The organism is Pseudenterobacter timonensis (assembly GCF_900021175.1).
In the GTDB taxonomy this organism is placed as follows: domain Bacteria; phylum Pseudomonadota; class Gammaproteobacteria; order Enterobacterales; family Enterobacteriaceae; genus Enterobacter; species Enterobacter timonensis.
The window spans coordinates 61,424-87,424 of record NZ_FCOP01000011.1 but is presented as its reverse complement, the minus strand read 5'-3'; the positions used below and the strand labels follow the sequence as shown (position 1 = coordinate 87,424).

Below are 26,001 nucleotides of genomic sequence, written 5' to 3'. Positions count from 1 at the left end.
CGCACTGTCCTGAAAAATGGCAAAAAAAAAGCCAGCGATAAGCTGGCTAAGATAATACTGGAAGCAATGTGAGCAATGTCGTGCTTTCAGGTTCCCGTAGCGGTTCCCCTGAATGCAAAGCAATAATAATCATTCTCATTCGCACTTGTCCAATACTTTTTGCAAAAAATAGCAGTTGACGCTTTTTCCGCTCTCTCTGATGTTAGAAGGACATTAACCGATGAGGACGAAGGAATGAGTGAGATAGTGATACGCCATATCGAACCGAACGATGCCGAAGCGTTACGCGCCATGATGTCGCATCCGGGGGTGTATCACGACACGCTACAAATTCCTCATCCGTCAATGGAGATGTGGCGACAGCGGGTCGCCGATAGGCCCGGCAGACGGCATCTGGTGGCCTGTCTGGAGGAGGAGGTTGTGGGACATATGGCGCTGGATGTGATGGAAAATCCGCGCCGCAGCCATGTCGCCACCTTCGGCATCGGCGTCGCCGCTCACGTGCAGGGGCGCGGCGTCGGCGGCGCGCTGATGCGGGAGATGATCAACCTGTGCGACAACTGGTTGCGGATTGAACGTATCGAACTGACGGTCTTTACTGATAACGCCCCGGCGGTGGCGCTTTATCAGCGTTTCGGCTTTGAGATCGAAGGCACCGGCAGACGGTTCGCCCTGCGCAACGGCGAGTATGTGGATGCGTATTTTATGGCGCGTATGAAGTGACACAGCCCCCTCACCCCGGCCCTCTCCCCAAAGGGGAGAGGGGGAAAAGAAGCCCTCTCCCGGAAATTGGCACCGAACGGTCCCCTCTCCCCTGTGGGGAGAGGGTTAGGGTGAGGGGTATGTTCAATACCCTGCCGTTAAATCATCCACCGAACGCGGATCCGACGCGCCAAATAGCGCGCCATCCGGCCCAACCATAATGCTCTGGGTGCTACCCATCGCCTCTTTCACCGCGATCTTCTGCCCGCGCTGCTCCAGCAGCTTCAGCGTATCGGGACTAAACCCCTTCTCCACGCGCAGCTCGTCCGGCAGCCACTGATGATGGAAGCGCGGGGCGTTGGTCGCTTCGGCCACGTTCATCCCGTAATCGATGCTGTTGACCACCATCTGCAGCACAGTGGTGATGATGCGGCTCCCGCCAGGGCTGCCGGTCACCAGCCAGGTTTTGCCCTCTTTCACCACGATGGTGGGCGACATGGACGACAGCGGGCGCTTCTTCGGCCCGACGGCGTTGGCGTCGCCGCCTACCAGCCCGTAAACGTTCGGTACGCCCGGTTTGGCGGAGAAGTCATCCATCTCGTTATTCAGCAGAATGCCGCTATTGCCCGCCACAATCCCGGTGCCGAAGGTGGTGTTGAGCGTATAGGTCACCGCCACCGCGTTACCCTCTTTATCCACCACCGAGAAATGGGTGGTCTGGTTGCTCTCATAGGGGGCCAGCTTGCCGGGGCGGATTTCACTCGATGGCCGGGCTTTATTGATATCGATCTGCTGCGCGATAGATTTGGCGTACGCTTTGTTGGTCAGCGCCTGCCACGGCACCTTCACAAAGTCGGGATCACCCAGATATTCGGAGCGATCGGCATAGGCATACTTTTCCGCCTCCGCCATCACCTGCATACCGTCGGCGCTACCGAAGCCAAACTTATGCATATCGAAATTTTCCAGGATGTTGAGGATCTGCACGATGTGGATCCCGCCTGAGGAGGGCGGCGGCATAGAGAAGATCTGATAGCCGCGGTAATCTCCGCTAATCGGCTCCCGCTCCACCGCTTTGTACTCCGCCAGATCCGCTTTGGTGATCAGCCCGCCGTGCTTTTGCATCTCATCGGCGATCTGATCGGCGATCGCTCCCTTATAGAAGGCATCCGGGCCGTTTTCAGCAATCAGCTCCAGGCTTTTCGCCAGCGCTGGCTGCACCAGCCTTTCGCCCTTCTTCAGCGGCTCGCCATCCTTCCAGAAGATCGCCTTGCTGTTTTCATGATTTGGAATGACCTCACTGCCGTAGGTTTTAAGATCGTCCGCCAGCGCGTCGTTAACCACGAAGCCATCACGCGCCAGCCTGATAGCCGGCTGCACCACCTTATTGAGGGAGAAGGTGCCATATTTATCCAGCGCCAGCGACAGGCCCGCCACCGTACCCGGCGTGCCGCTCGCCAGGTGGGAGGTCAGCGATTTTTTGCTGTCAGGATTGCCCTGTTCGTCAAGAAACATATCCCGCGAGGCCTGAGCGGGAGCCATTTCACGAAAGTCGATGGCGGTGGTTTTGCCCTCTTTGGTGCGCAGCAGCATAAAGCCGCCGCCTCCCAGATTACCCGCCTGCGGATGGGTCACCGCCAGCGCGTATCCCACCGCCACCGCCGCATCCACCGCGTTACCGCCCTGCTTGAGAATATCGACGCCAACCTGAGTGGCCAGCGCATCCACCGAGGCCACCATGCCATGCGTCGCCCGCACGGGATGAAAAACATCCTCTTCCACGCCGTAAGAGACCGGCGGCGCGGCGGGAGGGTTGGCCGCCACGCTAAACGTACTCCCTGCCATCAGGGCAGCGATCGCCACCCAACGAAAAATGGGTTTCATTATTGTGTTCTCCAGGTGAAGGGACGTAGGCTCCCGCTTAAGCCTGGTTCACAACTCTTAAAAAAGCATCGTGGCGGCCGATTCGGAGTAAACTTATAAAAGGCCTGACAGGAGGAGAAAAGCATGAAACGACTACTGATCCTTACGGCGCTGCTCCCCTTTGCCGCGCTCGCGCAGCCCCTGAACACGATGAATAACCCGAACCAGCAGGGTTATGTCATCCCCAGCCAGCAGCGGATGCAGACCGAGATGATGAACCGGCAGGAGCAGCAGAAAGGGATGTTAAACCAGCAGCTGCAGACTCAGACGCGCATACAGCATCAAAATCTGCAGACGCAGATGAATAACAATACCCAGCGTATTCAGCAGACCCAGCCGGGCCAGCAGATGCTGCCAAACACCAGTCCGGGTATGCTGAGCGGCTCATCCAGCCCGCAGAGCGGCGACCAGCATATGCTGGCGCCGCGCTCAAATGGCGATATGCTTAATCGCTAAAGTCCGGGCCGATAAGATCGATCGCATCGGTGCAGATAGCGTCCACGCCCCAGCGCAGCAGCTCTGCCGCCCGCTGGGGTTTGTTGACGGTATAAACCAGGATATGCAGCCCCGCCTCTTTTATCCGCTTTACCCGCGCCTCGTCCAGCAGCTTATGGTTGAGATGAAGAGAGACGCACTCCAGCCGGGTGGTTAACGCCTGCCAGTCGTCACGCCATTCATCCAGCAATAAGCCTCGCGGCAGCTCCGGTGCGGCCGCTTGCGCCGCTTCCAGGGCGTCGATCTCAAACGAGGAGAGCAGCGGCGGGGTCATTCCCTGCCATAATTCGCGGGCCGCCAGCGCGACCGCTTTACCGGTCAGCCGCCCGGTGCCGGTGGTCGGTTTGATTTCGATATTCGCCATCATGTTGAGCGTGCGACAGCGCCCGGCAACCTGCGACAGCAGCGGCAGTTGCTCGCCTTTAAATTCGCCGCTGTACCAGCTTCCGGCATCCACCTTCAGCAGGTCGCTCCAGGGAAGCTCGCCCGCCACGCCCCAGCCGTTGCTGGTGCGCTCCAGGTTGTCGTCGTGCAGCAAAAAGATCTCGCCATCCCGGGAGAGTTTGACGTCAAACTCGATCATCGAGTGGCCGTAGCGCGCGCCGACGTCAATCGCCGCCAGCGTGTTTTCGGGTGCCAGCCTGCCGCCACCACGGTGGGCGACAATGCGAGGATAGGGCCAGTTAGTCATACGCGTTGTCCTGTTTCACCATCAAAGAGATGCAGCTGATGTTCCGGCAGATGCAGCCACAGCGTGCTGCCCGCCTGGGGGCGTTCCTGATGGGCAAGACGCACCACCAGCTTCTGTTCGCCCCAGCGTCCGTGGGCCAGATTGTCGGCGCCCAGCATCTCCAGCGTCTCCAGCCCCAGCGGTACGCCGCCGTCGGCCTGTGAGCTTAACGCAATATGTTCCGGGCGGATACCGAGCGTCATTTTACGCCCGGCGTGGCCGCGGTAAGCGGAACCGACCGGCAGCGCCATGCCGTTCTTCAGTTCAAAATGGCTGCCCGCGCTGCTGATGCGCCCTTCCAGCAGGTTCATCGCCGGACTGCCGATAAAACTCGCCACAAAGCGGCTGGCGGGCTTTTCATAGACCTCTACCGGGGTGCCGATCTGCTCGGCAACCCCTTTATTCATCACCATCACCCGCTGGGCGAGGGTCATCGCCTCTACCTGATCGTGGGTAACATAGAGCGAGGTGGTTTTCAGGCGGCGATGCAGCTGCTGTAACTCCAGGCGCATCTGCACGCGCAGCTTGGCGTCGAGGTTGGAGAGCGGCTCATCGAACAGAAACACCGCCGGATCGCGCACGATGGCGCGCCCCATCGCCACGCGCTGGCGCTGGCCGCCGGAAAGCTCCCGCGGGCGGCGCTTCAGCAGGCCGTCCAGCTCCAGTATGCGTGCCGCCTCTTTCACCCGCTCGGTAATGTGCTCCTTGCTCATACCGCGGATTTTCAGCCCCCAGGCCATGTTCTCCTCTACGCTCATGTGCGGATAGAGGGCGTAGTTCTGGAATACCATCGCGATACCGCGATCTTTCGGCTCCATCTCGGTAACGCGCTGGCGATCGATCCAGATATCGCCGGAGGTAACGCGCTCCAGCCCCGCCACCATCCGCAGCAGCGTCGATTTACCACAGCCCGACGGGCCGACCATAACGATAAATTCCCCGTCCGCCACGTCCAGCGTTAACGGCTGAATGACCGGGATTTTGCCATCCCAGCTTTTAGTTACTGCCTGTAATTTTAAACCTGCCATCTTATTTCTCGCTATCGACCAGGCCGCGGACAAACGCACGCTGCATGGCTAAAACAATGACTACGGGTGGGATAAGGGTGAGCAGCATCGCCGCCATCACCTGGTTCCAGAGGGTGGTGCCTTCGCCGGTGGCGATCATGCCTTTGATGCCTGCCACGGCGGTGCCGAGATCCACATCCTGAATAATCAGCAGCGGCCACAGATACTGGTTCCAGCCGTAGATAAAGGTGATAACAAACAGCGCCGCGAGGTTGGTTTTCGACAGCGGCAGCACGATATCGCGGAAAAAGCGCATCGGTGACGCGCCGTCGATGCGCGCCGCCTCCACCAGCTCATCCGGCAGGGTCATAAAGAACTGGCGGAAGAGGAAGGTGGCGGTAGCCGAGGCCATCAGCGGCAGGGTCAGGCCCGCATAACTGTCGAGCATCTTCAGGTTGGCGATCACCTCTACCGTGGGGAAGATACGCACCTCCACCGGCAGCATCAGGGTGATAAAGATCATCCAGAAGAAAAGGTTACGCAGGGGAAAGCGGAACCAGACGATGGCAAAAGCGGAGAGCATCGAGACGGTGATTTTACCCACCGTAATGCTCAGGGCCATGATGAAACTGTTGAGCATCATCAGCCAGAACGGGGCGCTGTTAACCCCTACTCCCTGGGTCCAGATGGTCTTCAGGTTCTCAAGCAGATGGCCGCCCGGGATCAGCGTCATCGGCGTCTCAAAGACCGCTCGGGTATCGAGCGTTGCGGCGACGAAGGCCACGTAGAGGGGAAAAAGAATAACGGCGATCCCCAGAATCAACATGGTATGGCTGAAAATCGTCAGCCCGCGACGGTTTTCAATCATTGGTAGCGCACCTTGCTTTCAACGTAGCGGAACTGCACCACGGTCAGGATAATGACGAGGAACATCAGCACCACCGACTGCGCGGCAGAGGCGGAGAGATCGAGCCCGGCAAAGCCTTCGCGGTAAATTTTGTAGATAAGCGTGGTGGTGGCCTGCACCGGGCCGCCTGCGGTGGCGGCGTCGATCACCGGGAAAGTGTCGAAGAAGGCGTAGACCAGGTTAACCACCAGCAGGAAAAAGCTCACCGGGGCAATAAGCGGCAGCGAAAGCTTAAAGAAGCGGCGGATCGGGCCTGCACCGTCAATCGCCGCGGCTTCCACCAGCGAGCGCGGAATGGACTGGAGCGCGGCGAAGAAAAAGAGGAAGTTATAGCTGATCTGCTTCCACACCGAGGCGAACACCACCAGGAACATCGCCTGACCGCTGTTCTGGGCGTGGTTCCAGTCGTAGCCCATCTCCGCCAGAAAATGGGTGATCAGCCCGCGGCCGGGGTTAAAGAGGAAAATCCACAGTACGGCAGCGACGGCAGGCGCCACGGCGTAGGGGAGCAGCATCAGCGTCTGGTAGAGACGGCTGCCGCGCACCACGTAGTCCACCAGCGCGGCGAAAAAAAGCGAGACGATGAGGCCACTTACGGTGACCATGGCGCTGAACCTGATCGTCGTCCAGAAGGAATCCAGGTAATAGCTGTCGTGAAACAGCGCCGTAAAGTTATCCAGCCCGACAAACTCGCTGGAGAAGCCAAACGGATCGACGCTTTGTACCGAGTACCAGAGTGCCTGGCCGGCAGGCCAGATAAAAAAGATAACGGTGATCACAAGCTGCGGGGCAACCAGTAAATAAGGTAGCCAGCGTGAACGGAACACCGGACGGGATGATGACATAGGTTAGCTCTGTAGGTTTTCACCCCTCACCCCGGCCCTCTCCCCAAAGGGGCGAGGGAGAAAAGACGGCTCCGTGCAATCCCCTCTCCCCAAAGGGGCGAGGGAGAAAGACAGCTCCGTACAGTCCCCTCTCCCCTTTGGGGCGAGAGAGAAAAGACGGCTCCGTGCAATCCCCTCTCCCCAAAGGGGCGAGAGAGAAAGACAGCTCCGTACAGTCCCCTCTCCCCTTTGGGGCGAGAGAGAAAAGACGGCTCCGTGCATTCCCCTCTCCCCAAAGGGGCGAGGGAGAAAGGCAGCTCCGTACAGTCCCCTCTCCCCTTTGGGGAGAGGGTTAGGGTGAGGGGTCATTTGCTTAAGACTTTGTCGACTTCTCAAAGCGGCGCAACAGCTGGTTGCCGCGTTCTACCGCGGAGTCCAGCGCCTGCTGCGGGGTCTTCTTCCCGGTCCAGACGCTCTCCAGCTCCTCATCCACGATAGTGCGGATCTGCGGCATATTGCCCAGGCGCAGCCCTTTGGTGAACGGCAGCGGCGGCTTGTTCAGCATCTGACGCGTCGCGGTATCCGCTCCCGGGTTCTTCTCATAGAAACCCTGCTCGCGGGTCAGGTCGTAAGCGGCGCTGGTAATCGGCAGATAGCCGGTTTTCTGATGCCACTCCGCGGCGTTTTCCGGCTTCGCCAGGAAGTCGAGGAACTCGGCCACTCCTTTGTAAGTCTCTTTATCTTTACCCTGCATCACCCACAGGCTCGCCCCGCCGATGATGGCATTTTGCGGCGCGCCTTTTACGTCAGCGTCGTAAGGCATCATCCCCACGCCATAGTTAAATTTGGCGTAGTGCCGGATATCCGCCAGCGAGCCGGAGGACGCGGTAGTAATGGCGCAGTCGCCGTTGTAGAACTTCTCGGTGGACTCGTCTTTACGCCCGAAGTAGCTGAAATCGCCCTTCTTGTTCAGATCGGCCAGCAGCGCGATATGTTTCACCTGTTCCGGCTTGTTGAACTCCAGCACGGCGTCGGTGCCGTCGAAACCGTTATTTTTAGTCGCGACAGGCAGACCGTGCCAGGCGCTGAAGTTTTCAATCTGGATCCAGCCCTGCCAGCCGCTGGCGTAGCCGCACTTCATCCCTGCCGCTTTCAGCTTAGCGGTATAAGCCGCCAGATCCTGCCAGGTTTTCGGCGGTTGCTCCGGGTCTAAGCCCGCTTTTTTGAAAGCATCTTTGTTGTAATAAAGTACCGGCGTGGAGCTGTTAAAAGGCTGAGAGAGCAGGTGGCCCGATTTTGCGTCGGTGTAATATCCGGCGACGGTCGGTACAAATTGCGATTCATCAAAGTTAATGCCTGCGTCCTTGAACACCTCGTAGACCGGCTTGATCGCTTTGGAGGCCATCATGGTGGCGGTGCCCACTTCATAGACCTGAAGAATGGCCGGCGCGTTGCCGGTGCGGAACGCGGCGATCCCCGCGCTCAGACTCTGTTCATAGTTACCCTTATAAACCGGCACAATTTTGTAATCGGGATGCGCCTGGTTAAAACGTTGCGCCAGGGAGTCAACTTCTTTACCCAATTCGCCTTCCATGGAATGCCAGAATGGAATAGTGGTGACAGCCATTGCCTGAGAGGCAAATGCCAGGCTCAGCGCCAGTCCTGAAACTGTATGTCGTAACGATATCATCGGTTATCTCTCTTTTTGTGCCGGATGCGCGATATCACGCGTTTTATGCTCGCGGGGGTAACATGACATGCTCGAATTACAGAAAAATAACTTTTTTATTACAAAAAAAAGATAGTAACGCGACAAAGGGATGGCAAGGCGGTGACGGTTCGGAGAAGGGAAAGTGGGAGCTGCGACACGTATATCCGAGGAGAGAATGCCGAATAAGAAGCGTCACCGCCGGATATGGCGTTAAAAAAGCCGGGTGGCGCATTTGCCTTACCCGGCCTGGTCGTTCCCGTAGGCCCGGTAAGCGTAACGCCACCGGGCGATAGAGAGGGCTTAGCCGCCCAGGTACGCGCTCCGTACCGCTTCGTTCGCCAGAAGCCGCGCGCCGGTATCCTCGAGCACCACGCGGCCATTTTCCAGCACGTAGCCGCGGTCGGCGAGCTTCAGCGCCTGGTTGGCGTTCTGCTCCACCAGGAAGATGGTCATTCCCTCTTTGCGCAGCTGCTCGATGGTGTCGAAAATCTGCTGGATGATGATGGGCGCCAGCCCCAGCGACGGCTCGTCCAGCAGCAGCAATCTGGGCTGGCTCATCAGCGCGCGGCCAATCGCCAGCATCTGCTGCTCCCCGCCGGACATGGTGCCGGCGCGCTGGATGCGGCGCTCCCACAGGCGTGGAAAGAGCTCATAGACCCATTTGATGCGGCTCTGATACTGGTCACGATCGGCAAAAAAACCGCCCATCGCCAGGTTCTCTTCCACCGTCATGCGGGAAAAGACGCGACGCCCTTCCGGCACAATCGCCACCGCTTCGCGCATGATTTTCGCAGTCTGCCAGTCGGTAATCTCTTTGCCATCAAAGACAATCCGCCCGCTGGAGGCGCGCGGGTCGCCGCACAGGGTGCCGAGCAGCGTGGTTTTACCCGCGCCGTTCGCCCCGATCAGGGTGACGATTTCCCCCTGGTTGATGTGCAGGCTGACCTCGTGCAGCGCCTGAATTTTGCCGTAGTGGGCATTGACCTTCTCAAACGTTAACATCGCTTTTTCCATCTTATGCCTCACCCAGATAGGCGCGGATCACGTCCGGGTTATTGCGGATCTCTTCCGGCGTGCCGTTTGCCAGCGGCGTCCCCTGGTTCACCACGTAGATCCGATCGGAAATCCCCATCACCAGCTTCATATCGTGTTCAATCAGCAGGATGGTGGTGTTGTGATGGTTGCGCAGCTCGACGATCAGCTCGTCCAGCTCCTTGGTCTCTTTCGGGTTCAGCCCCGCCGCCGGTTCATCAAGCATCAGGATCTCCGGCTGCGTCACCATGCAGCGCACAATCTCCAGACGACGCTGGTCGCCGTAGGCCAGGTTGCTCGCCTGACGGTTGGCATGCTGAAGCAGGCCGATGCGTTCGAGCCAGACGGCGGCGCGGTCCAGCGCCTCGCTCTGGGCGCGGCGAAACGCCGGCGTTTTCAGCAGACCGGAGAAGAGGCCGGTTTTAAGCTGCTGATGTTGCGCCACCAGCAGGTTTTCAATCACCGTCATTTCGCGAAACAGACGCACGTGCTGGAAAGTACGCACGACGCCCATACGGGCAATCTGCTGGCCCGGCAGCCCTTCCAGATGCTGGTCGCGCAGCATGATAGTGCCGCCGGTCGGCTTGTAGAAACCGGTCAGGCAGTTAAAGACCGTGGTTTTCCCCGCGCCGTTCGGGCCAATCAGGGAGACAATCTCTTTTTCATGCAGATCCAGCGAAACGTTATTGACCGCCAGCAGGCCGCCAAAGCGCATCATCAGGCCATTTACGGATAATAAGGGCTTCATGCCTGCTCTCCTTTCACCTGAGTGCGTTTCAGCTTCAGCTGAGGACGGGTCATCGGCAGCAGACCCTGCGGACGCCAGATCATCATCAGCACCATCAGGCCGCCCAGCATTAACATGCTGTATTCGTTAAAGTCGCGCATCAGTTCGCGGGAGACCACCAGTAGGACAGCCGCGAGGATAACGGCGAACTGCGAGCCCATCCCGCCAAGCACCACAATCGCCAGCACAAAGGCCGATTCGGCAAAGGTGAAAGACTCCGGGCTAACAAATCCCTGACGCGCGGCAAAGAGCGTACCGGCAAAACCGGCAAACGCGGCGCTGATGGTAAAAGCGGTCAGCTTGATGCGGGTTGGGTTCAGCCCCAGGGAGCGACAGGCGATCTCATCTTCACGCAGCGCTTCCCACGCGCGGCCCAGCGGCATGCGCAGCAGACGGTTGATCACGAACAGGGTAATCACCACCAGCAGCAGCGCCACCAGATAGAGCCAGATCACGCGGTCGGACGGGTCATATTTGATGCCAAAGAAGTTGCTGAAGGTATCCCAGCCCCCTTCGCGGGCGGTACGGCTGAACTCCAGGCCGAAGAAGGTCGGTTTCGGGATCTGGCTGATACCGTTCGGGCCACCGGTCACTTCGGTGTTGTTGAGCAGCAGGATACGAACAATTTCGCCAAAGCCTAAGGTGACAATCGCCAGATAGTCACCCCGCAGGCGCAATACCGGGAAGCCGAGCAGGAAACCCGCGGCGGCGGAGACCAGCCCCGCCAGCGGCAGGCAGGTCCAGAAGCCGAGACCGTAATAGTGGTTGAGCAGCGCGAAAGTGTAAGCGCCGATGGCATAGAAACCGCCGTAGCCCAGCACCAGCAGCCCCGACAACCCTACCACCACGTTCAGACCGAGCCCCAGAATCACGTAGATCATGGTCAGGGTGGCGATATCCACCGTACCGCGCGAGACCATAAAGGGCCACGCCACGGCAATCACCAGCAGCGCCACCAGAAACAGCTTTTGCTTCACGGTAGAGCCATCAATCGCCGGCAGCACAAACTTCGGGCCAGAGACATTTTTCAGCGACTTCTGGAACACCGGGCGCAGCAGCTGGAATAAAAAGACCACCGCGGTGCCAATAAAGACCCACTGCCAGCGGATATCGGCGGCGGTATCCACCACCAGCTTTGTACCGTCCAGCCCTAACTGAACGCCCATAAAGACGCTTGCGAGGATAAAGAACATGACGGCAGAGAGCAGCGCCATTGCAGCATGCATCGGTTTCATACTTTCTCTACCTCCGGGCGGCCCAGAATACCGGTCGGCATCACCAGCAGAACCAGAATCAGCAGCGCAAACGACACCACATCTTTATATTCGGTGCTCAGATAGGCCGAGGAGAGCGACTCCGCCACCCCCAGAATCAGGCCGCCGATCATCGCGCCAGGAATACTGCCGATACCGCCCAGCACCGCTGCGGTAAAGGCTTTCATCCCGGCCATAAAGCCAATATACGGGTTAATTACGCCGTAGAACTGGCCGAGCAGAACGCCTGCAACGGCCGCCATCGCAGCGCCGATCACGAAGGTTAAGGCAATCACGCGGTCGGTGTTAATTCCGAGCAGGCTCGCCATCTTCAGATCTTCTGCGCAGGCGCGGCAGGCGCGTCCCATGCGGGAGTAACGGATAAACAGCGTCAACGCCAGCATGGCGATGAACGTGACGATCCAGATAACCAGCTGCATGGTGGTAATAGAGGCAGAGAAGTTTTCGCTGGCCCCGACAATCCACTGCCCGTTAAACAGGCTCGGCAGCGCCACGTCACGCGAGCCTTCCGTCAGGCTGACGTAGTTTTGCAGGAAGATGGACATGCCGATGGCGGAGATAAGCGCAATCAGGCGCTTGGAGTTGCGCACCGGTCGGTAGGCGACGCGCTCGATACTCCAGCCGTAGGCGCTGGCAATCACAATCGCGCCGACAAACCCGGCGGCCACCAGCAGCCAGCTGCTGTCGATGCCCATCATCATCAGCGCGGCGATGATCATAAAGGAGACGTAGCTGCCGATCATGTAAACCTCGCCGTGGGCGAAGTTAATCATGCCGATAATGCCGTAGACCATCGTGTAGCCGATGGCGATGAGCGCGTAGGTGCTTCCCAGCGTGACGCCGTTAAACATCTGCTGCAAAAAATAGAGAAACTGCTCGGACATAAGATAACCTTTCTGGCATCCGCCGGGCGCGCCCGGCGGCGGGATGATTATTTGGCTACCGTGGACGACCCATCGGCGTGCCACGTAAAGACACCAAATTCAAATCCCTTCAGATCGCCTTTTTCATCCCAGTTCAGCGGCCCAATCACGGTGTTAGCCCCGTGCGCTTTTAAATCTTTCACCAGATCCAGCGGCTCTTTGCTGCCGGTACGCTCCATGGCGGTCGCCAGGGACTGCACGGCGGCATAGGTGATCCAGACGTAAGGACCGCTCGGATCTTTCTTCTGCGCGTTAAGCGCATCGACGACAGGCTTGTTCGCCGGATCCTTGTCATAGCGTTTCGGCATAGTTACCAGCATGCCTTCCGCAGCATCGCCCGCGATGTTGGAGAGCGAGGCGTTACCGACCCCTTCTGGCCCCATAAACTGGGTTTTCAGGCCGACCGAGCGCGCCTGGCGCAGCATCTGGCCCATCTCCGGGTAATAGCCGCCGTAGTAGACGAAGTCGATATTCTCTTTTTGCAGACGGGCAATCAGCGCGGAGAAGTCTTTCTCGCCGGCGGTGATACCGTCAAAGAAGACGATGTTGGCATTACCTTTTTTCAAGCCATCCTGCACCGAGCGGGCCAGCCCTTCACCGTATTGCTGCTTGTCGTGGATGATGGCGATGCGCTGCGGCTTTACCTTTTCGAGAATGTATTTTGCGGCAGTCGGCCCCTGAGAGGAGTCGAGCCCGGCGGTACGCATGATGTGCTGATAGCCGCGCTGCGTCAGTTCCGGGTTGGTCGCCCCCGGGCTTATCATCAGGATGCCTTCATCTTCATAGATGTCAGAAGCGGGCTGAGTGGAGGAGGAGCAGAGATGACCAATGACATACTGGATGCCGTCGTTAACAATTTTGTTGGCGACCGCCACGGCCTGCTTCGGATCGCAGGCGTCGTCATACTCCACGCCCACCAGCTTATCGCCCTTGATGCCGCCTTTGGCATTAATGTCGTGGATCGCCTGGCGCGCGCCGTTGAACTCCATGTCGCCCCACTGCGCCACCGGACCGGACATTGCCCCAACAACGGCCACTTTGATCTCTTCCGCCATGGCTGCCTGCGATAACGTCAGTGCAACCAATCCCGCGATAACCCTCTTCGCGTTCCTTTTCATTGCTAAACCCCGTTCGTGTTGTGCTGTAGAAATGTTGTTTTTTTATGGTTAAAAAGCATTCTGTACTTTTATTGAACAACGCTATTTTTACCAGTGCCTTTAATGATTTAGCGCAGTTTTTTGGCAAAAACCAGACTAAAATATCTATTTTTCAGGCTATTAAGAAAAGATAATATTCTGAAACAGTACAGAGATAAACAAAAAAAAGCGCAGCTGACAGCATAAAATAATGGTACAAAGCGCCAGATAAAACGCCGCATTTTAGGTTAAAACACTGTTTATTTTTCAATCCATGCAGTTTCAGACTGCCTGGCGCGGCGACAAAAAATTAATCACCTGGTAAATGGATACAAAAAGAGTAGGCCGCCAGCAGAGTAAATTGAGTACACTGCCTTTACTCTTAATGTTTTGGACAAACAGCGAATGAAACTGACCATCATCCGGCTGACGACCTTCAGCGATCAGGATCGTATTGATCTGGACAAGATCTGGCCGGAATATTCCCCCTCATCGTTAACCGTTGACGACAACCACCGTATTTATGCCGCGCGCTTCAACGAGCGTCTGCTGGCCGCCGTACGCGTGACGCTCAGCGGTACGGAAGGGGCGCTGGATTCCCTGCGCGTGCGCGAAGTTACCCGTCGCCGCGGTGTGGGGCAGTATCTGATTGAAGAGACGATCCGCGAAAACCCGAGCGTGACCAGCTGGTGGATGGCGGATGTGGGCGTGGAAGACCGCGGCGTGATGGCGGCGTTTATGCAGGCGCTGGGATTTACTGCCCAGGAGAACGGGTGGGTGAAGCGTTAAAAGAAAGCCGGGTGGCGGCTACGCCTTACCCGGCCTACATTATCTGCCGCATTTTCCCAAGCATTTCGCGTTGCAGGAAGGCGGCAAGTTATGAAATCCCCGGGAGCTTACATAAGTAAGTGACCGGGGTTGAATAACGCAGCCAACGCACCTGCGGCGCGAAAGGCGACGGGAAAATTATTTAGCGTCGGTCGCCGTGCCATTAGCATGCCAGTCAAACACGCCAAATTCGAAGCCCTTCAGATCGCCCTTCTCATCCCAGGAGAGCGGCCCCATGACGGTTTCCACGGAGTTTGCTTTCAGCCAGGTGGCAATCTCAGCCGGATCGGCTGACTGGTTCAGGCCCGCCTGCAGGGACTGCAACGCCGCGTAGGTGGTCCAGACGAATGCGCCGCTCGGATCCTGTTTCTTCGCCTTAATGGCATCCACCACCGGTTTGTTCGCCGGAACCTGATCGTAGTTTTTCGGCTTGGTGACCAGCAGCCCTTCAGCTGATTCACCCGCGATGTTAGACAGAGAAACGTTCGCCACGCCTTCTGGCCCCATGAACTGAGTCTTCAGGCCCGCCGCACGCGCCTGGCGCAGGATCTGCCCCATCTCCGGGTGATAGCCGCCGTAGTAAACGAAATCGATATTCTCTTTCTTCAGACGCGCCACCAGCGTGGAGAAGTCTTTTTCACCGGCGGTAATCCCGTCAAAGAAGACCACGTTGGCATTCGCTTTCTTCAGGTTATCCTGTACCGCACGCGCCAGACCTTCGCCGTACTGCTGTTTGTCGTGAACAATCGCGATGCGCTGCGGCTTCACTTTTTCCACAATGTATTTCGCGGCGGTTGGGCCCTGATCGGAGTCCAGACCGGTGGTGCGCAGGATCAGCTTATAGCCGCGCGCGGTCAGCTCTGGCGCGGTGGCTGCCGGAGTAATCATCAGGATGCCTTCGTCTTCGTAGATATCAGACGCTGGCTGCGTGGAAGAGGAGCAGAGGTGGCCAATCACATATTTGATGCCGTCGTTAACCACTTTGTTTGCTACGGCTACCGCTTGTTTCGGGTCGCAGGCGTCATCATATTTTACGATCTGCAGTTTTTCGCCTTTGATACCGCCCTTCGCATTAATGTCAGCGACCGCCTGCTCTGCACCAGTAAACTCCTGATCGCCGTACTGGGCTACCGGACCGGACATCGCGCCCACCACAGCCACTTTGATATCAGCCTGAGCGGTACCAAATGCCAGCGCGATACATCCTGCCAGTAACGCTTTACCCTTCATATTCATCCTGAGATTCCCCATTATTATGGTTATTACGATTGTTGTGATGTCGTTGTGTAGCGCTTTATTTCAGTTATAGGCGTGCCGACCGCGCTTTTTCAGCACACTCTGCTAAAACATACCCCATTTTTATGATTTTGGAATAGGTAATTTGAAATGAATATATGCTAAGCCCGGACGCCTGTTGCGCCGGGCTTTTGGCTTTAACGTGTCAGCGCCGCAGAGAGAAGATCCAGCGCTTTACGGAACTGCGCATCAGGAATGGTGAGAGGATAGAGAAAGCGAATGACGTTGCCGTAGACCCCGCAGCTCAGCAGCAGCAGGCCCGCCTGCAAGGCCTTTTCCTGCACCTGACGGGTAAATTCCGGTGACGGCTCGCCGGTGTGCGGATCGATAAACTCCACCGCCACCATCGAGCCCTGGGCGCGGATGTCGGCAATAAAGGGGCAATCGGCCCGGGCGGCGTTGAGCAGCGTCACCAGCTGCTGGCCAAGCCGCACGGCGCGGGCGCAAAGCTCTTCTTCATCGATCACGTCGAGCACCGCGTGGGCCGCCGCAATTGCCAGCGGGTTACCCGCATAGGTGCCCCCCAGGCCACCCGGAGCGGGCGCATCCATCACCTCCGCGCGACCCGCGACGGCCGAGAGCGGCATACCGCCCGCCAGACTTTTCGCCATGGTAATCATGTCGGGCTGCACGCTGTGATGCTCCATCGAAAAGAGTTTACCGGTACGGGCAAAACCGGTCTGCACTTCGTCGGCAATCAGCAGAATATTATGGGTGTCACAGATGGCGCGCAGCGCCTGCATAAAGTCAGCAGGAGCGACGTTAAAACCCCCTTCCCCCTGTACCGGCTCGATGATAATCGCGGCGACCTGGTCGGGCGCAATATCCGCCTTAAAGATACGCTCCAGGCTTTTCAGCGCTTCGGCAGTCGTTACCCCGTGCAGCGGACTGGGATAAAGTGCGTGATAGACCGAGCCGGGAAACGGGCCAAAGCCAAGCTTATAGGGTGCCACCTTGCCGGTGAGCGCCATGGTCATAAAGGTACGCCCATGAAAGGCGCCGCTGAAGGTAATCAGCCCCGGACGGCGGGTACAGGCCCGCGCGATTTTTACCGCGTTTTCTACCGCTTCCGCCCCGGTGGAGAAGAAGGCGGTTTTCGCTGGCCCCTGAATCGGCACGCGGGCGTTAATCCGCTCGGCAAGCGCCACGTAGCCCTCGTAAGGGACAATCTGGTACGCCGTATGGGTAAAGGCGTGGAGCTGTTTTTCAATCGCGGCGACGACTTTCGGATGCCGGTGGCCGGTATTAAGCACCGCGATGCCCGCCGCGAAGTCGATCACCTCGTTGCCTTCTACATCCCACAGCGTGGCATTTTCCGCTTTATCGGCGTAGAAACCGCACAACACGCCGATGCCGCGCGGCGTCGCCTGTAAACGCCGTTCGTTCAGTTCGTTATTATTCACTTTATCCCCCAAAGATGCGCACAACCCATCGGTAAGTGTTTGCCAGAGGATAAAAATTAGCCAGAGCGGGCGTTGAAAAAAGCTGTTTTGCAGGTCCGATAAGCGAAGCGCCATCGGGCTTTTGTGTGGGTATTTTTGCCGGATGGCGGCTGCGCCTTATCCGGCCTACAAAGGCAGGCTGTAGTTTTGTCGGTGGGTATAAAAAACAAAACCCCCGGACTCTCATCCAGGGGTTATCAGGTGCATCGCGAAGATTACGCTTCGATAGCGGCGCGGAGTTTCTTCATGGCGTTCTTTTCAAGCTGACGCACGCGTTCAGCGGAGACGCCATAGCGGTCGGCCAGTTCCTGCAGGGTGGACTTGTTATCTTCGTCCAGCCAGCGGGCGCGGATAATGGCCTGGCTACGCTCGTCCAGCCCTTCCATCGCATGGGAGAGCTTGTTGGCCGCCTGATCTTCCCAGTTGTCCTCTTCAATGCCGTCAGCAAAGTTGGAGGTCTTATCCTGCAGATAGAGTACCGGTGCCATCGGCTGGCCATCCTGCGCATCGTCGTCGGAGGACATATCAAAGGTCATGTCCTGCGCGGCCATACGGGATTCCATCTCACGCACATCTTTGCTGGAGACGCCCAGCTCGCGCGCGACCATTTCCACTTCATCCTGATTAAACCAGCCCAGACGCTGCTTGGTTTTACGCAGGTTAAAGAACAGTTTGCGCTGTGCTTTGGTGGTGGCGACCTTCACGATACGCCAGTTACGCAGCACATATTCGTGAATTTCTGCCTTGATCCAGTGTACGGCGAAGGAGACCAGTCGCACGCCCACTTCCGGGTTAAAGCGACGCACCGCCTTCATCAGGCCGATGTTGCCTTCCTGGATCAGGTCCGCCTGCGGCAGGCCATAGCCCGCATAGTTACGAGCAATGTGAACAACAAAGCGCAGGTGAGACAGGATCAGCTTCTTAGCTGCTTCCAGATCGCCCTGGTAATGCAGCTTTTCAGCAAGCTCCTTTTCTTCCTCAGCCGTTAACATCGGCCAGGTGTTAGCGGCCCGGATATAAGATTCCAGGTTACCAACAGGGGCTAAAGCTAAAGTTTGCATTTCTTTGGTCATTCATTCCTCTCAATTTGGTCTCGTTTGGCCGGGGTTATCCCATCAGGCAATAACCGTGCCAAAGCATTTTGAGCAGCGAGAATAGCATCCACTCTTTTATCAGACAGTGATTTTATCCACAAGTTCCATGCGCGAGTGTGAATAGATTACGCACAAAATGTGACATGGAGATGATACTGCAGGAGGGGCGGAAAAAGACGCTTTCCCTGCAGAGCGATGAACCCGATGCAGGGAAAGATTATACCACGCTTTTACTATTCGGGAGTAAAGTGACGTAAATGTTGCACCGTGGCCAGCCATGCCGCGATCCAGCCGATCATGGAACAGACCAGCAGCAGCAACAGGCACTCATCAAACGATAAGCCGTTGATATCAAACTTCGTGCCGAACACCTGCGCCACGTCGGTCACGGCAGAGGAGAGCCGCATCACCAGGATTTCTGACAAAATCAATGAAAGAAATGCACCAGAAAAACCTAATAACGCGCCGCCATACAGGAACGGACGCAGGATAAAGCCGTCGGTGGCACCGATCAGCTTCTGCACGTTAATGCTGTCACGGCGGGCAAAGATACTCAGACGCACGCTGTTACCGATGACGAGGAAGACTGCGGCCACCATCAGCACGCCAATCATTGCCGCCACGCGACCCACCAGCCCGGTCAGCGCCGCCAGACGGGCGAACCAGCTGTCATCCATTCGCACTTCGTCAATGCCGTTAATGCGGGTGATGCGATCGCGCAGGGTGTTCAGCGAGTCGGTGCTCTGGAAATCGAGCTTCGGGATCACCACCGCCACGGCGGGCAGGGGGTTCTCTTCCAGCATATCCAGCGCGCCGCCAAAGCCGGACCAGTTACGAAACTCGCCCAGCGCCTCTTCACGCGACAGATAGTTAACCTTCTCCACCCCCTGCTCTGCCTGAATTTGTCCCACCACCTGCGCCGCGGCGTCATCATCCAGCGCCTTGTCCAGATAGACGGTGATCTGTGGAGAGGGATAGTACTGCGTCGCCGCCTGGCTGACGTTTTTGTAGACCATATAGCAGACGCTCGGCAGCGTCAGGGAGATGGCGATGACCATCACCGTCAGGAAGGTCGCCAGCGGTTTGCTTTTGAGATCCTGCAACGCGCCGTGGAACGCATAGCGCACCTGCTCGTTAAAGACGTTGGTTTTACGGGAGTTTGGCTTCGGCGCCGGTTTTGCGCGTCGGGGCGCGTTGCGGTTACCGTCTCCGCCGCCCTGCGGCTTGCGGAAACGGTCAAGTTTGCTGCCAAACTGCCGAATCTGGTTTACTGCGTCACGCTTATTCACCGAGGCCTCCGTGCAAATGACCGTCGCTCAGCGTCAGCATGCGGTACGAACGGCGGGAGATAAGCCCCATATCGTGCGTCGCCATCAGTACCGTCACCCCCACGCGGTTAAACTCCTCAAACAGACGTAAAATCCCCTCGGAGAGGGCTTCGTCCAGGTTACCGGTCGGTTCATCCGCCAGCAGCACCGCGGGCTTGTTCACCACCGCGCGGGCGATACCCACGCGCTGCTGTTCACCGCCAGAGAGCTGAATCGGAAAGTTTCTCGCTTTGTCCAGCAGCCCGACCTTGTCCAGCGCCGCCGAGACGCGGCGGCGGATATCGTCTCCGCTGGCACCCGCGATGATCAGCGGGATCGCGACGTTGTCGTAGACGGTCCGATCCATCAGCAGGTGGTGATCCTGAAAAATCATACCGATCTGGCGACGCAGAAACGGCACCTCGCGGTTTTTCAGGCGGGTAATGTCGTGGCCGCTGAAAAAGATTTTCCCGGCGCTGGGCCGCTCGATCCCACAGATAAGCTTGAGCAGGGTACTTTTCCCCGCGCCGGAGTGGCCGGTCAGAAAAGCCATCTCGCCTGGCCGCAGATGGAATGTCACCCCCTGCAGCGCTTGTCTCCCACCGAGATAGGCCTTGCTGACGTGTTCAAAGCGAATCATTGTTAATCCTCTCGGGCAAAAAGTGCCTCAATAAAGTCGTCCGATTTAAACGGACGCAAATCCTCGATACGTTCGCCCACGCCGATATAGCGGATTGGGATGCCGAACTGGTCCGCCACGGAGAAGATCACCCCACCTTTGGCAGTACCGTCAAGCTTGGTAAGCGTAATCCCGGTCAGCCCAACCGCTTCGTGGAACAGCTTCGCCTGGCTGACAGCGTTCTGCCCGGTGCTGGCGTCGATGGTCAGCATCACCTCGTGCGGCGCCTCTACATCCAGTTTCTTCATCACGCGAACGATTTTCTTCAGCTCTTCCATCAGGTGCGATTTGTTCTGCAAACGCCCTGCGGTATCGGCAATCAGCACGTCGATATTGCGCGCCTTAGCCGCCTGGATCGCATCAAAAATGACGGAGGCGGAGTCTGCGCCGGTATGCTGGGCGATAACCGGAATGTTATTGCGCTGGCCCCACACCTGGAGCTGCTCCACCGCTGCGGCGCGGAAGGTATCCCCCGCGGCCAGCATGACCGATTTGCCCTGCTGCTCAAACTGACGCGCCAGCTTGCCGATGGTGGTGGTTTTACCCACGCCGTTAACGCCGACCATCAGGATAACAAAAGGCGTTTTGCCTTCAATATTAAGCGGTTCATCCACTTTTGCGAGGATTTCACCCATCTCTTCTTTCAGCAGGCCGTAGAGCGCTTCCGCGTCGCGCAGCTGTTTGCGGCTCGCCCCTTCAGTCAGGTTGGCGATGATTTTACGCGTGGTCTCCACGCCCACGTCCGCGATAAGCAGCTGTTCTTCCAGCTCCTCGAAGAGGTCGTCATCGATCTTCTTACCGCGGAACAGGCTGATGAATCCGGAACCGAGGTTCTCTTTGGTCTTGAGCAGGCTGCGCTTCAGGCGGGCGAAAAAGCCCTCTTTGGTCGGTTTTTCCTGCTCCTGAGCCAGCTCTTCTACCGGCTCACCCGCTTCAGCCACCGGCACCACCATCGCCGCCTCTTCGGCAGCCTCAGCGGCCAGCGCCTGCGCTTCCAGTTCTTCGTCGGTGATCCCGGCCGTCTCTGCCTCTTGCGCCGCCGCCACGATCTCCACGGTTTCCGCTTCCGCCTGCCACTCTTCCGGCGACACCGCTTCGGCTTTTACCTCTTCGGGTAACGGCAGCTCTTCATGCTCAATGGCCACCTGCGGCGCCACGATCGGTTCGGGTTCTTTCTCCGGTTCCGGCTCGGGTTCAGCTTCTTTTTCCGGCTCCGTCACTGGCTCCGGTTCTGGCTCTTTTTCTGGCTCAGGCTCAACGTGCTGCGGCTTTTCGATCTCCTGAATCTGTTCAGTGACCTCAACCACCTCTTCAGCAAAGGCTTCGCTCTCTTGCTCGCTACGCGTAGGCGCAGGTGTTTCAGCGGGCGCTTCAGGCTCCGCCTGCTCTACAATCGCCTGCTGTTCTTCGTTCTTCTGTTCTTGTTCCTGCTCTTTATTGCCGAATCCCAGCCAGGAAAAGAAGCCACGTTTTTTCTCTTTTGCCATCTGCGACTACACTCCTCGCGGCGCTATATACATGGAAGCTAAAAAAATGATGAAATAGTCTAACACTTTACTTAATTGACATCACCGCCCGCAATCGCAGGCCTATTGTTAACAGAGCTTTCCTGAAATGAAGAAACCCACCCGCGTCTCCGCCGGGCAAATCCGCATTATTGGCGGCCAGTGGCGGGGCCGAAAATTACCGGTCCCGGATAGTCCTGGCCTTCGCCCCACCACCGACCGCGTCCGGGAGACGCTGTTTAACTGGCTCGCTCCCTCAATGGTAGACGCCGTCTGCCTGGACTGCTTCGCCGGTAGCGGCGCGCTGGGGCTGGAAGCGCTGTCGCGCTATGCCGCCAGCGCCACCCTGCTGGAGATGGAGCGCGGCGTGGCGCAGCAGCTCACCCAGAATCTGGCGACGCTGAAGGCCAAAAATGGCCGCGTGGTGAACGCCAACACGCTCTCCTGGCTTGCGCAGCCGGGAACGCCGCATAACGTGGTCTTTGTCGATCCGCCGTTTCGTAAAGGGCTGCTGGAAGAGACGCTCGCCCTGCTGGAAAAGAACGGCTGGCTGGCGAACGATGCGCTAATCTACGTGGAAAGCGAGGTCGAAAATGGCCTGCCGCCGGTACCGGTTCACTGGGATCTGCACCGGGAAAAAGTTGCCGGACAGGTTGCCTATCGTCTGTATCATCGTAAAGCACAAGGAGAGTCCGATGCCGATATTGATTAATGCTGGTCGCCTGTTGATGCTGTTTGTCTGGGCTTTTTTAATCCTGAATCTGGTGCACCCGTTCCCGCGCCCGCTGAATATCTTTATCAACGTCGCGCTGATTTTCACCGCCTTTATGCACGCGTTGCAGATGGTGATGCTGAAAAACAGCCTGCCGAAGGGGAGCCCGCCGATGACCGGCTGGCAGCAGCTGCGCGTTTTCCTTTTTGGCGTATTCGAACTGCTGGTGTGGATGAAGAAGTTTAAGGCGCAGGTGAAGAAGTAAGGTGCGGCCTGATGCCCTCACCCTAACCCTCTCCCACAGGGAGAGGGAACCGATCGAGCATTATTCAGCCCTGAAACCTTCAAACCGCGTTCCCTTATAGCTCAGCGTCCCCTTCTCCCCCACCGTCAGCTGGTGGTACTGCTGCGCCTCCAGTCGGAAGGTCATCTCCAGCCCGCCGGTTTCCGGCTTAAAGCTCGCCTCATAGCGCATCGTTGTGCCCGCAGGCGTCACCTGCTGCTGGCGAGAACGGCGATCGTTGAGCGGCTTCTCACGCTTGTTCGTCACCACTACCCGTTTTTGCATCAGAGGCGCGGCGTCGTTGTCCGCTTTTTCGCGGCGCTGCTGTACAAAACGAAAAGAGGCGGCGATAACGATTATCGCCACCACCACCACAAAAAAAAGCGGCATCTTGCTCATAACATCGTCCCCTCGGATTAAGCGGAAATCAGGATAACCTTCCCGCCCCGGCATTGCCAAATGTCCGCCTGCCTCACTACACTGAAGCGATATTTTACAGATACAGGGAGTTAATATGCTTTGGTCATTTATCGCTGTCTGTTTTTCCGCCTGGCTCTATGTCGATGCTTCCTATCGTGGCCCCGCGTGGCAGCGCTGGCTGTTTAAGCCCGTTACGCTGTTGCTCCTGCTCCTGCTCGCCTGGCAGGCGCCGATGTTTAACGCGGTGAGCTATCTGGTGGTGGCGGGCCTGTTCGCCTCGCTGGTGGGGGATGCCTTAACCCTGCTGCCGCGCCAGCGCCTGCTCTACGCCGTGGGTGCCTTTTTCCTGTCGCATCTGCTCTATACCCTCTATTTTGCCAGCCAGATGACCCTCTCCTTCTTCTGGCCGCTGCCGCTGGCGCTGCTGGTGATTGGCGTTCTGCTGGTAGGGGTGATCTGGACGCGGCTGGAGGAGATGCGCTGGCCGATCTGTACTTTTATCGCCATGACGCTGGTGATGGTCTGGCTGGCGGGCGAACTGTGGTTCTTCCGCCCTACCGCCCCGGCGATGTCCGCCTTCTTCGGCGCGGCCCTGCTGCTAATCGGCAATATCGTCTGGCTCGGCAGCCATTATCGCCGCCGCTTCCGCGCTGATAACGCCATCGCCGCCGCCTGCTACTTTGCCGGACATTTCCTGATCGTGCGTTCGCTCTATATCTAAATAGCCCTTGACTCTGGAGTCGACTCCAGAGTGCATACTCGGTAAATGAGAAGATTATCATTACCGGAGGATGCCATGTCGACACCAGAGCGCCCGCGCCACGCGCCGCCATTTACGGCGCTTAAGCTTAAACCCCTTCCCGCCAGAGAGGCCTGCTGCTGCGCAGGTGGCTGCGAAAGTGAACCTGCCGCCGGACAGCCCGTTACAGGCCAGAGCATGAGCTGGATTGTTGAAGGAATGGACTGCGCCGCCTGCGCCCGCAAAGTGGAAAATGCGGTCAGGCAGCTGGCGGGCGTTGAACAGGTGCAGGTGCTGTTCGCCACCCAGAAGCTGCGGGTCAGCGCGCCTGAGTCGATGCGTCGCCAGATCGAGGAGGCGGTCGGCGCGGCGGGCTACGCGCTCCGTGACGCGGCCCCTGCGGCAAAAACCTCCCGCCTGCGGGAGAGCCTCCCCCTGCTTATTCTGATAATAATGATGGCAATAAGCTGGGGCATCGCACAGTTTACCCCCTCCTTCGGTAACTTCGCCTTTATCGCCACCACGCTGGTCGGCCTCTTTCCCATTACCCGGCAGGCGCTGCGCCTGATGAGAAACGGCAGCATTTTCACCATCGAAACGCTGATGAGCGTGGCGGCTGTCGGCGCGCTTTGCATCGGGGCGACTGAAGAGGCCTCGATGGTGCTGCTGCTCTTTTTAACTGGCGAGAAGCTCGAAGGCTGGGCGGCAAACCGCGCGCGTCAGGGGGTAAGTGCGTTGATGGCCCTCAAACCTGAAACCGCCACACGCGTGAAAGATGGGGAACGTGAAACGGTCGCCATCAGCGCGTTGCGCCCGGGTGACGTGATAGAGGTGGCAGCGGGCGGACGTTTGCCCGCCGACGGTACATTGCTCACCGCCAGCGCCAGCTTTGACGAGAGCGCCCTGACCGGCGAATCGCTTCCCGTGGAGCGCGAGGCGGGGGAGAAAGTGCCTGCCGGTGCCACCAGCGTGGATCGTCTGGTACAGCTCAACGTACTCTCCATGCCGGGCGAAAGCGCCATCGATCGCATTCTCAGGCTGATTGAAGAGGCGGAGGAGCGTCGCGCGCCGGTCGAGCGTTTTATCGATCGCTTCAGCCGTCTCTACACTCCGGTGATTATGCTGGTTGCCCTGCTGGTAGCGCTGATTCCGCCGCTCCTGTTCGCCGCCCCGTGGGGAGAGTGGATTTACAAAGGGCTGGCGCTGCTGCTGATTGGCTGCCCCTGCGCGCTGGTCATCTCCACCCCGGCGGCGATTACGTCGGGCCTGGCCGCTGCGGCGCGTATCGGCGCGCTGGTCAAAGGCGGCGCGGCGCTGGAGCAGCTGGGCCGGGTGCGGCAGGTCGCCTTCGATAAAACCGGCACGCTGACGGCAGGTAAACCGCAGGTAACAGACATCTGCTCACAGGAGCTCACCGAAGAGGCGCTGCTGACGCTGGCTGCCGCGGTAGAACAAAGTTCAACCCACCCGCTGGCGCTTGCGATAGTTAACGAGGCCCGCCGCCGCGGGCTGGCCATTCCTCCCGCCAGCGCCCAGCGTACGCTGACCGGTTCGGGTATCGAGGCGGAGGTAGAGGGACAACAGGTGCTGATTTGCGCGGCGGGTAAATTCGCCGATGACCGTTACCGTTCGCAGATCCAGGCGCTGGAAGAGGCGGGGCAGACGGTGGTTATCGTGGCGCAGAATGGTGAGGCCAAAGGGATAGTGGCCCTGCGCGATACCCTGCGGGAAGATGCCCGGGAGGCGGTGGACGCCCTGCATCGGCTCGGCATTGAAGGGGTGATCTTAACGGGGGATAACCCGCGGGCGGCGGCAGCGATCGCCGGCGAGTTAGGTCTCACCTTCCAGGCGGGCCTGCTGCCTGAGGATAAGGTCAGGTCGGTCGCGGCGCTTAGCCAGCGCGCCCCGCTGGCGATGGTGGGCGACGGAATTAACGACGCGCCCGCGATGAAGGCCGCCACGGTGGGTATTGCGATGGGCGGCGGTACCGACGTGGCGCTGGAAGCGGCCGACGCCGCGCTCACCCATAACCGCCTGACGGGGCTGGCGCAGACGATCGCGCTGGCTCGCGCCACCCGTGCCAATATCCGTCAGAACATCGCCATCGCGCTGGGATTAAAGGCCATCTTTCTTGTCACTACTCTGCTTGGTATTACCGGGCTGTGGCTGGCGGTGCTGGCGGATACCGGCGCGACGGTGCTGGTGACGGCGAACGCGCTGAGGCTGTTGCGTAAACGGTAAAAAA

The 26,001-nt window shown here is 58.3% G+C and carries 25 protein-coding genes; 7 read left to right on the top strand and 18 right to left on the bottom strand.

The features are described 5' to 3' along the window. Positions 1-234 precede the first annotated feature (234 nt). Positions 235-723: an N-acetyltransferase gene (gene yhhY, locus BN3796_RS06840; protein WP_061707636.1), complete on the top strand. Its 489-nt coding sequence runs from the start codon at positions 235-237 to the stop codon at positions 721-723. Between the two features lie 123 nt (positions 724-846). On the opposite strand, the gene ggt is transcribed toward yhhY, so the two are convergent. After that, positions 847-2,589, bottom strand: a complete 1,743-nt coding sequence (gene ggt, locus BN3796_RS06835; protein ID WP_073885144.1) for a gamma-glutamyltransferase — start codon at positions 2,587-2,589, stop codon at positions 847-849. A gap of 120 nt (positions 2,590-2,709) precedes the next feature. Here ggt and BN3796_RS06830 point away from each other — a divergent pair, with 120 nt between their 5' ends. Beyond that, entirely contained in the window at positions 2,710-3,081 is a 372-nt protein-coding gene (locus BN3796_RS06830; RefSeq protein ID WP_061707634.1) for a DUF2756 family protein, read from the top strand. Here BN3796_RS06830 and ugpQ read toward each other — a convergent pair. The 10 genes from ugpQ to livK form a co-directional block, all read right to left on the bottom strand. Then, positions 3,071-3,811, bottom strand: coding sequence for a glycerophosphodiester phosphodiesterase (gene ugpQ, locus BN3796_RS06825; RefSeq protein ID WP_061707633.1), 741 nt, complete (start codon positions 3,809-3,811; stop codon positions 3,071-3,073). The genes BN3796_RS06830 and ugpQ overlap by 11 nt on opposite strands. Next, positions 3,808-4,878, bottom strand: coding sequence for a sn-glycerol-3-phosphate import ATP-binding protein UgpC (locus BN3796_RS06820; RefSeq protein WP_061707632.1), 1,071 nt, complete (start codon positions 4,876-4,878; stop codon positions 3,808-3,810). The genes ugpQ and BN3796_RS06820 overlap by 4 nt, the downstream gene beginning before the upstream one ends. Before the next feature lies 1 nt (position 4,879). Continuing rightward, positions 4,880-5,725, bottom strand: a complete 846-nt coding sequence (gene ugpE / locus BN3796_RS06815) for a sn-glycerol-3-phosphate ABC transporter permease UgpE (RefSeq protein WP_061707631.1) — start codon at positions 5,723-5,725, stop codon at positions 4,880-4,882. Further along, positions 5,722-6,609: a sn-glycerol-3-phosphate ABC transporter permease UgpA gene (gene ugpA, locus BN3796_RS06810; protein WP_061707630.1), complete on the bottom strand. Its 888-nt coding sequence runs from the start codon at positions 6,607-6,609 to the stop codon at positions 5,722-5,724. The genes ugpE and ugpA overlap by 4 nt, the downstream gene beginning before the upstream one ends. A 352-nt stretch (positions 6,610-6,961) precedes the next feature. Continuing rightward, positions 6,962-8,278, bottom strand: a complete 1,317-nt coding sequence (gene ugpB / locus BN3796_RS06805) for a sn-glycerol-3-phosphate ABC transporter substrate-binding protein UgpB (RefSeq protein WP_061707629.1) — start codon at positions 8,276-8,278, stop codon at positions 6,962-6,964. 321 nt (positions 8,279-8,599) lie between these two features. Next, complete coding sequence (livF, locus tag BN3796_RS06800; RefSeq protein WP_061707628.1) at positions 8,600-9,313, bottom strand: high-affinity branched-chain amino acid ABC transporter ATP-binding protein LivF; 714 nt, start codon at positions 9,311-9,313, stop codon at positions 8,600-8,602. Position 9,314: 1 nt separating this feature from the next. After that, the gene (livG, locus tag BN3796_RS06795) at positions 9,315-10,079 is read right to left on the bottom strand and encodes a high-affinity branched-chain amino acid ABC transporter ATP-binding protein LivG (RefSeq protein WP_061707627.1); all 765 of its coding nucleotides are present in this window, start codon (positions 10,077-10,079) and stop codon (positions 9,315-9,317) included. Then, the gene (locus BN3796_RS06790) at positions 10,076-11,353 is read right to left on the bottom strand and encodes a high-affinity branched-chain amino acid ABC transporter permease LivM (RefSeq protein ID WP_061707626.1); all 1,278 of its coding nucleotides are present in this window, start codon (positions 11,351-11,353) and stop codon (positions 10,076-10,078) included. The genes livG and BN3796_RS06790 overlap by 4 nt, the downstream gene beginning before the upstream one ends. Beyond that, positions 11,350-12,276 carry a high-affinity branched-chain amino acid ABC transporter permease LivH gene (gene livH / locus BN3796_RS06785; protein ID WP_061707625.1) on the bottom strand — a complete coding sequence of 309 codons (927 nt, stop codon included), beginning with the start codon at positions 12,274-12,276 and terminating at the stop codon, positions 11,350-11,352. The genes BN3796_RS06790 and livH overlap by 4 nt, the downstream gene beginning before the upstream one ends. A gap of 47 nt (positions 12,277-12,323) precedes the next feature. Further along, entirely contained in the window at positions 12,324-13,433 is a 1,110-nt protein-coding gene (gene livK, locus BN3796_RS06780) for a high-affinity branched-chain amino acid ABC transporter substrate-binding protein LivK (protein WP_061707624.1), read from the bottom strand. 423 nt (positions 13,434-13,856) lie between these two features. On the opposite strand from livK, the gene panM reads away from it, so the two are divergent. Further along, positions 13,857-14,240, top strand: a complete 384-nt coding sequence (gene panM, locus BN3796_RS06765) for an aspartate 1-decarboxylase autocleavage activator PanM (RefSeq protein ID WP_061707621.1) — start codon at positions 13,857-13,859, stop codon at positions 14,238-14,240. Between the two features lie 177 nt (positions 14,241-14,417). On the opposite strand, the gene livJ is transcribed toward panM, so the two are convergent. The 6 genes from livJ to ftsY form a co-directional block, all read right to left on the bottom strand. Continuing rightward, complete coding sequence (gene livJ / locus BN3796_RS06760) at positions 14,418-15,515, bottom strand: branched chain amino acid ABC transporter substrate-binding protein LivJ (protein WP_073885143.1); 1,098 nt, start codon at positions 15,513-15,515, stop codon at positions 14,418-14,420. 197 nt (positions 15,516-15,712) lie between these two features. After that, on the bottom strand, positions 15,713-16,978 hold the full coding sequence (locus BN3796_RS06755) for a 4-aminobutyrate--2-oxoglutarate transaminase (protein ID WP_061708814.1): 1,266 nt from the start codon (positions 16,976-16,978) through the stop codon (positions 15,713-15,715). Between the two features lie 254 nt (positions 16,979-17,232). Beyond that, positions 17,233-18,090, bottom strand: a complete 858-nt coding sequence (gene rpoH / locus BN3796_RS06750) for an RNA polymerase sigma factor RpoH (RefSeq protein ID WP_061707620.1) — start codon at positions 18,088-18,090, stop codon at positions 17,233-17,235. Positions 18,091-18,344: 254 nt separating this feature from the next. Further along, positions 18,345-19,400 (bottom strand): permease-like cell division protein FtsX, encoded by a 1,056-nt coding sequence (ftsX, locus tag BN3796_RS06740; protein ID WP_061707618.1) that lies wholly within the window; start codon positions 19,398-19,400, stop codon positions 18,345-18,347. Beyond that, positions 19,393-20,058 carry a cell division ATP-binding protein FtsE gene (gene ftsE / locus BN3796_RS06735; RefSeq protein ID WP_061707617.1) on the bottom strand — a complete coding sequence of 222 codons (666 nt, stop codon included), beginning with the start codon at positions 20,056-20,058 and terminating at the stop codon, positions 19,393-19,395. The genes ftsX and ftsE overlap by 8 nt, the downstream gene beginning before the upstream one ends. Positions 20,059-20,060: 2 nt before the next feature. Continuing rightward, the gene (gene ftsY / locus BN3796_RS06730; RefSeq protein WP_061707616.1) at positions 20,061-21,584 is read right to left on the bottom strand and encodes a signal recognition particle-docking protein FtsY; all 1,524 of its coding nucleotides are present in this window, start codon (positions 21,582-21,584) and stop codon (positions 20,061-20,063) included. Positions 21,585-21,711: 127 nt separating this feature from the next. Here ftsY and rsmD point away from each other — a divergent pair, with 127 nt between their 5' ends. Together rsmD and BN3796_RS06720 are read left to right on the top strand one after the other, a co-directional pair. After that, positions 21,712-22,314, top strand: coding sequence for a 16S rRNA (guanine(966)-N(2))-methyltransferase (rsmD, locus tag BN3796_RS06725; protein ID WP_061707615.1), 603 nt, complete (start codon positions 21,712-21,714; stop codon positions 22,312-22,314). Continuing rightward, complete coding sequence (locus BN3796_RS06720; RefSeq protein ID WP_061707614.1) at positions 22,298-22,579, top strand: DUF1145 family protein; 282 nt, start codon at positions 22,298-22,300, stop codon at positions 22,577-22,579. The genes rsmD and BN3796_RS06720 overlap by 17 nt, the downstream gene beginning before the upstream one ends. Positions 22,580-22,639: 60 nt before the next feature. Here BN3796_RS06720 and BN3796_RS06715 read toward each other — a convergent pair whose 3' ends face one another. Further along, positions 22,640-22,996 (bottom strand): DUF2500 domain-containing protein, encoded by a 357-nt coding sequence (locus BN3796_RS06715; RefSeq protein WP_061707613.1) that lies wholly within the window; start codon positions 22,994-22,996, stop codon positions 22,640-22,642. Positions 22,997-23,111: 115 nt separating this feature from the next. Here BN3796_RS06715 and BN3796_RS06710 point away from each other — a divergent pair, with 115 nt between their 5' ends. After that, on the top strand, positions 23,112-23,738 hold the full coding sequence (locus BN3796_RS06710) for a lysoplasmalogenase (RefSeq protein ID WP_061707612.1): 627 nt from the start codon (positions 23,112-23,114) through the stop codon (positions 23,736-23,738). 75 nt (positions 23,739-23,813) lie between these two features. After that, complete coding sequence (gene zntA / locus BN3796_RS06705) at positions 23,814-25,997, top strand: Zn(II)/Cd(II)/Pb(II) translocating P-type ATPase ZntA (RefSeq protein WP_061707611.1); 2,184 nt, start codon at positions 23,814-23,816, stop codon at positions 25,995-25,997. Positions 25,998-26,001 lie beyond the last annotated feature (4 nt).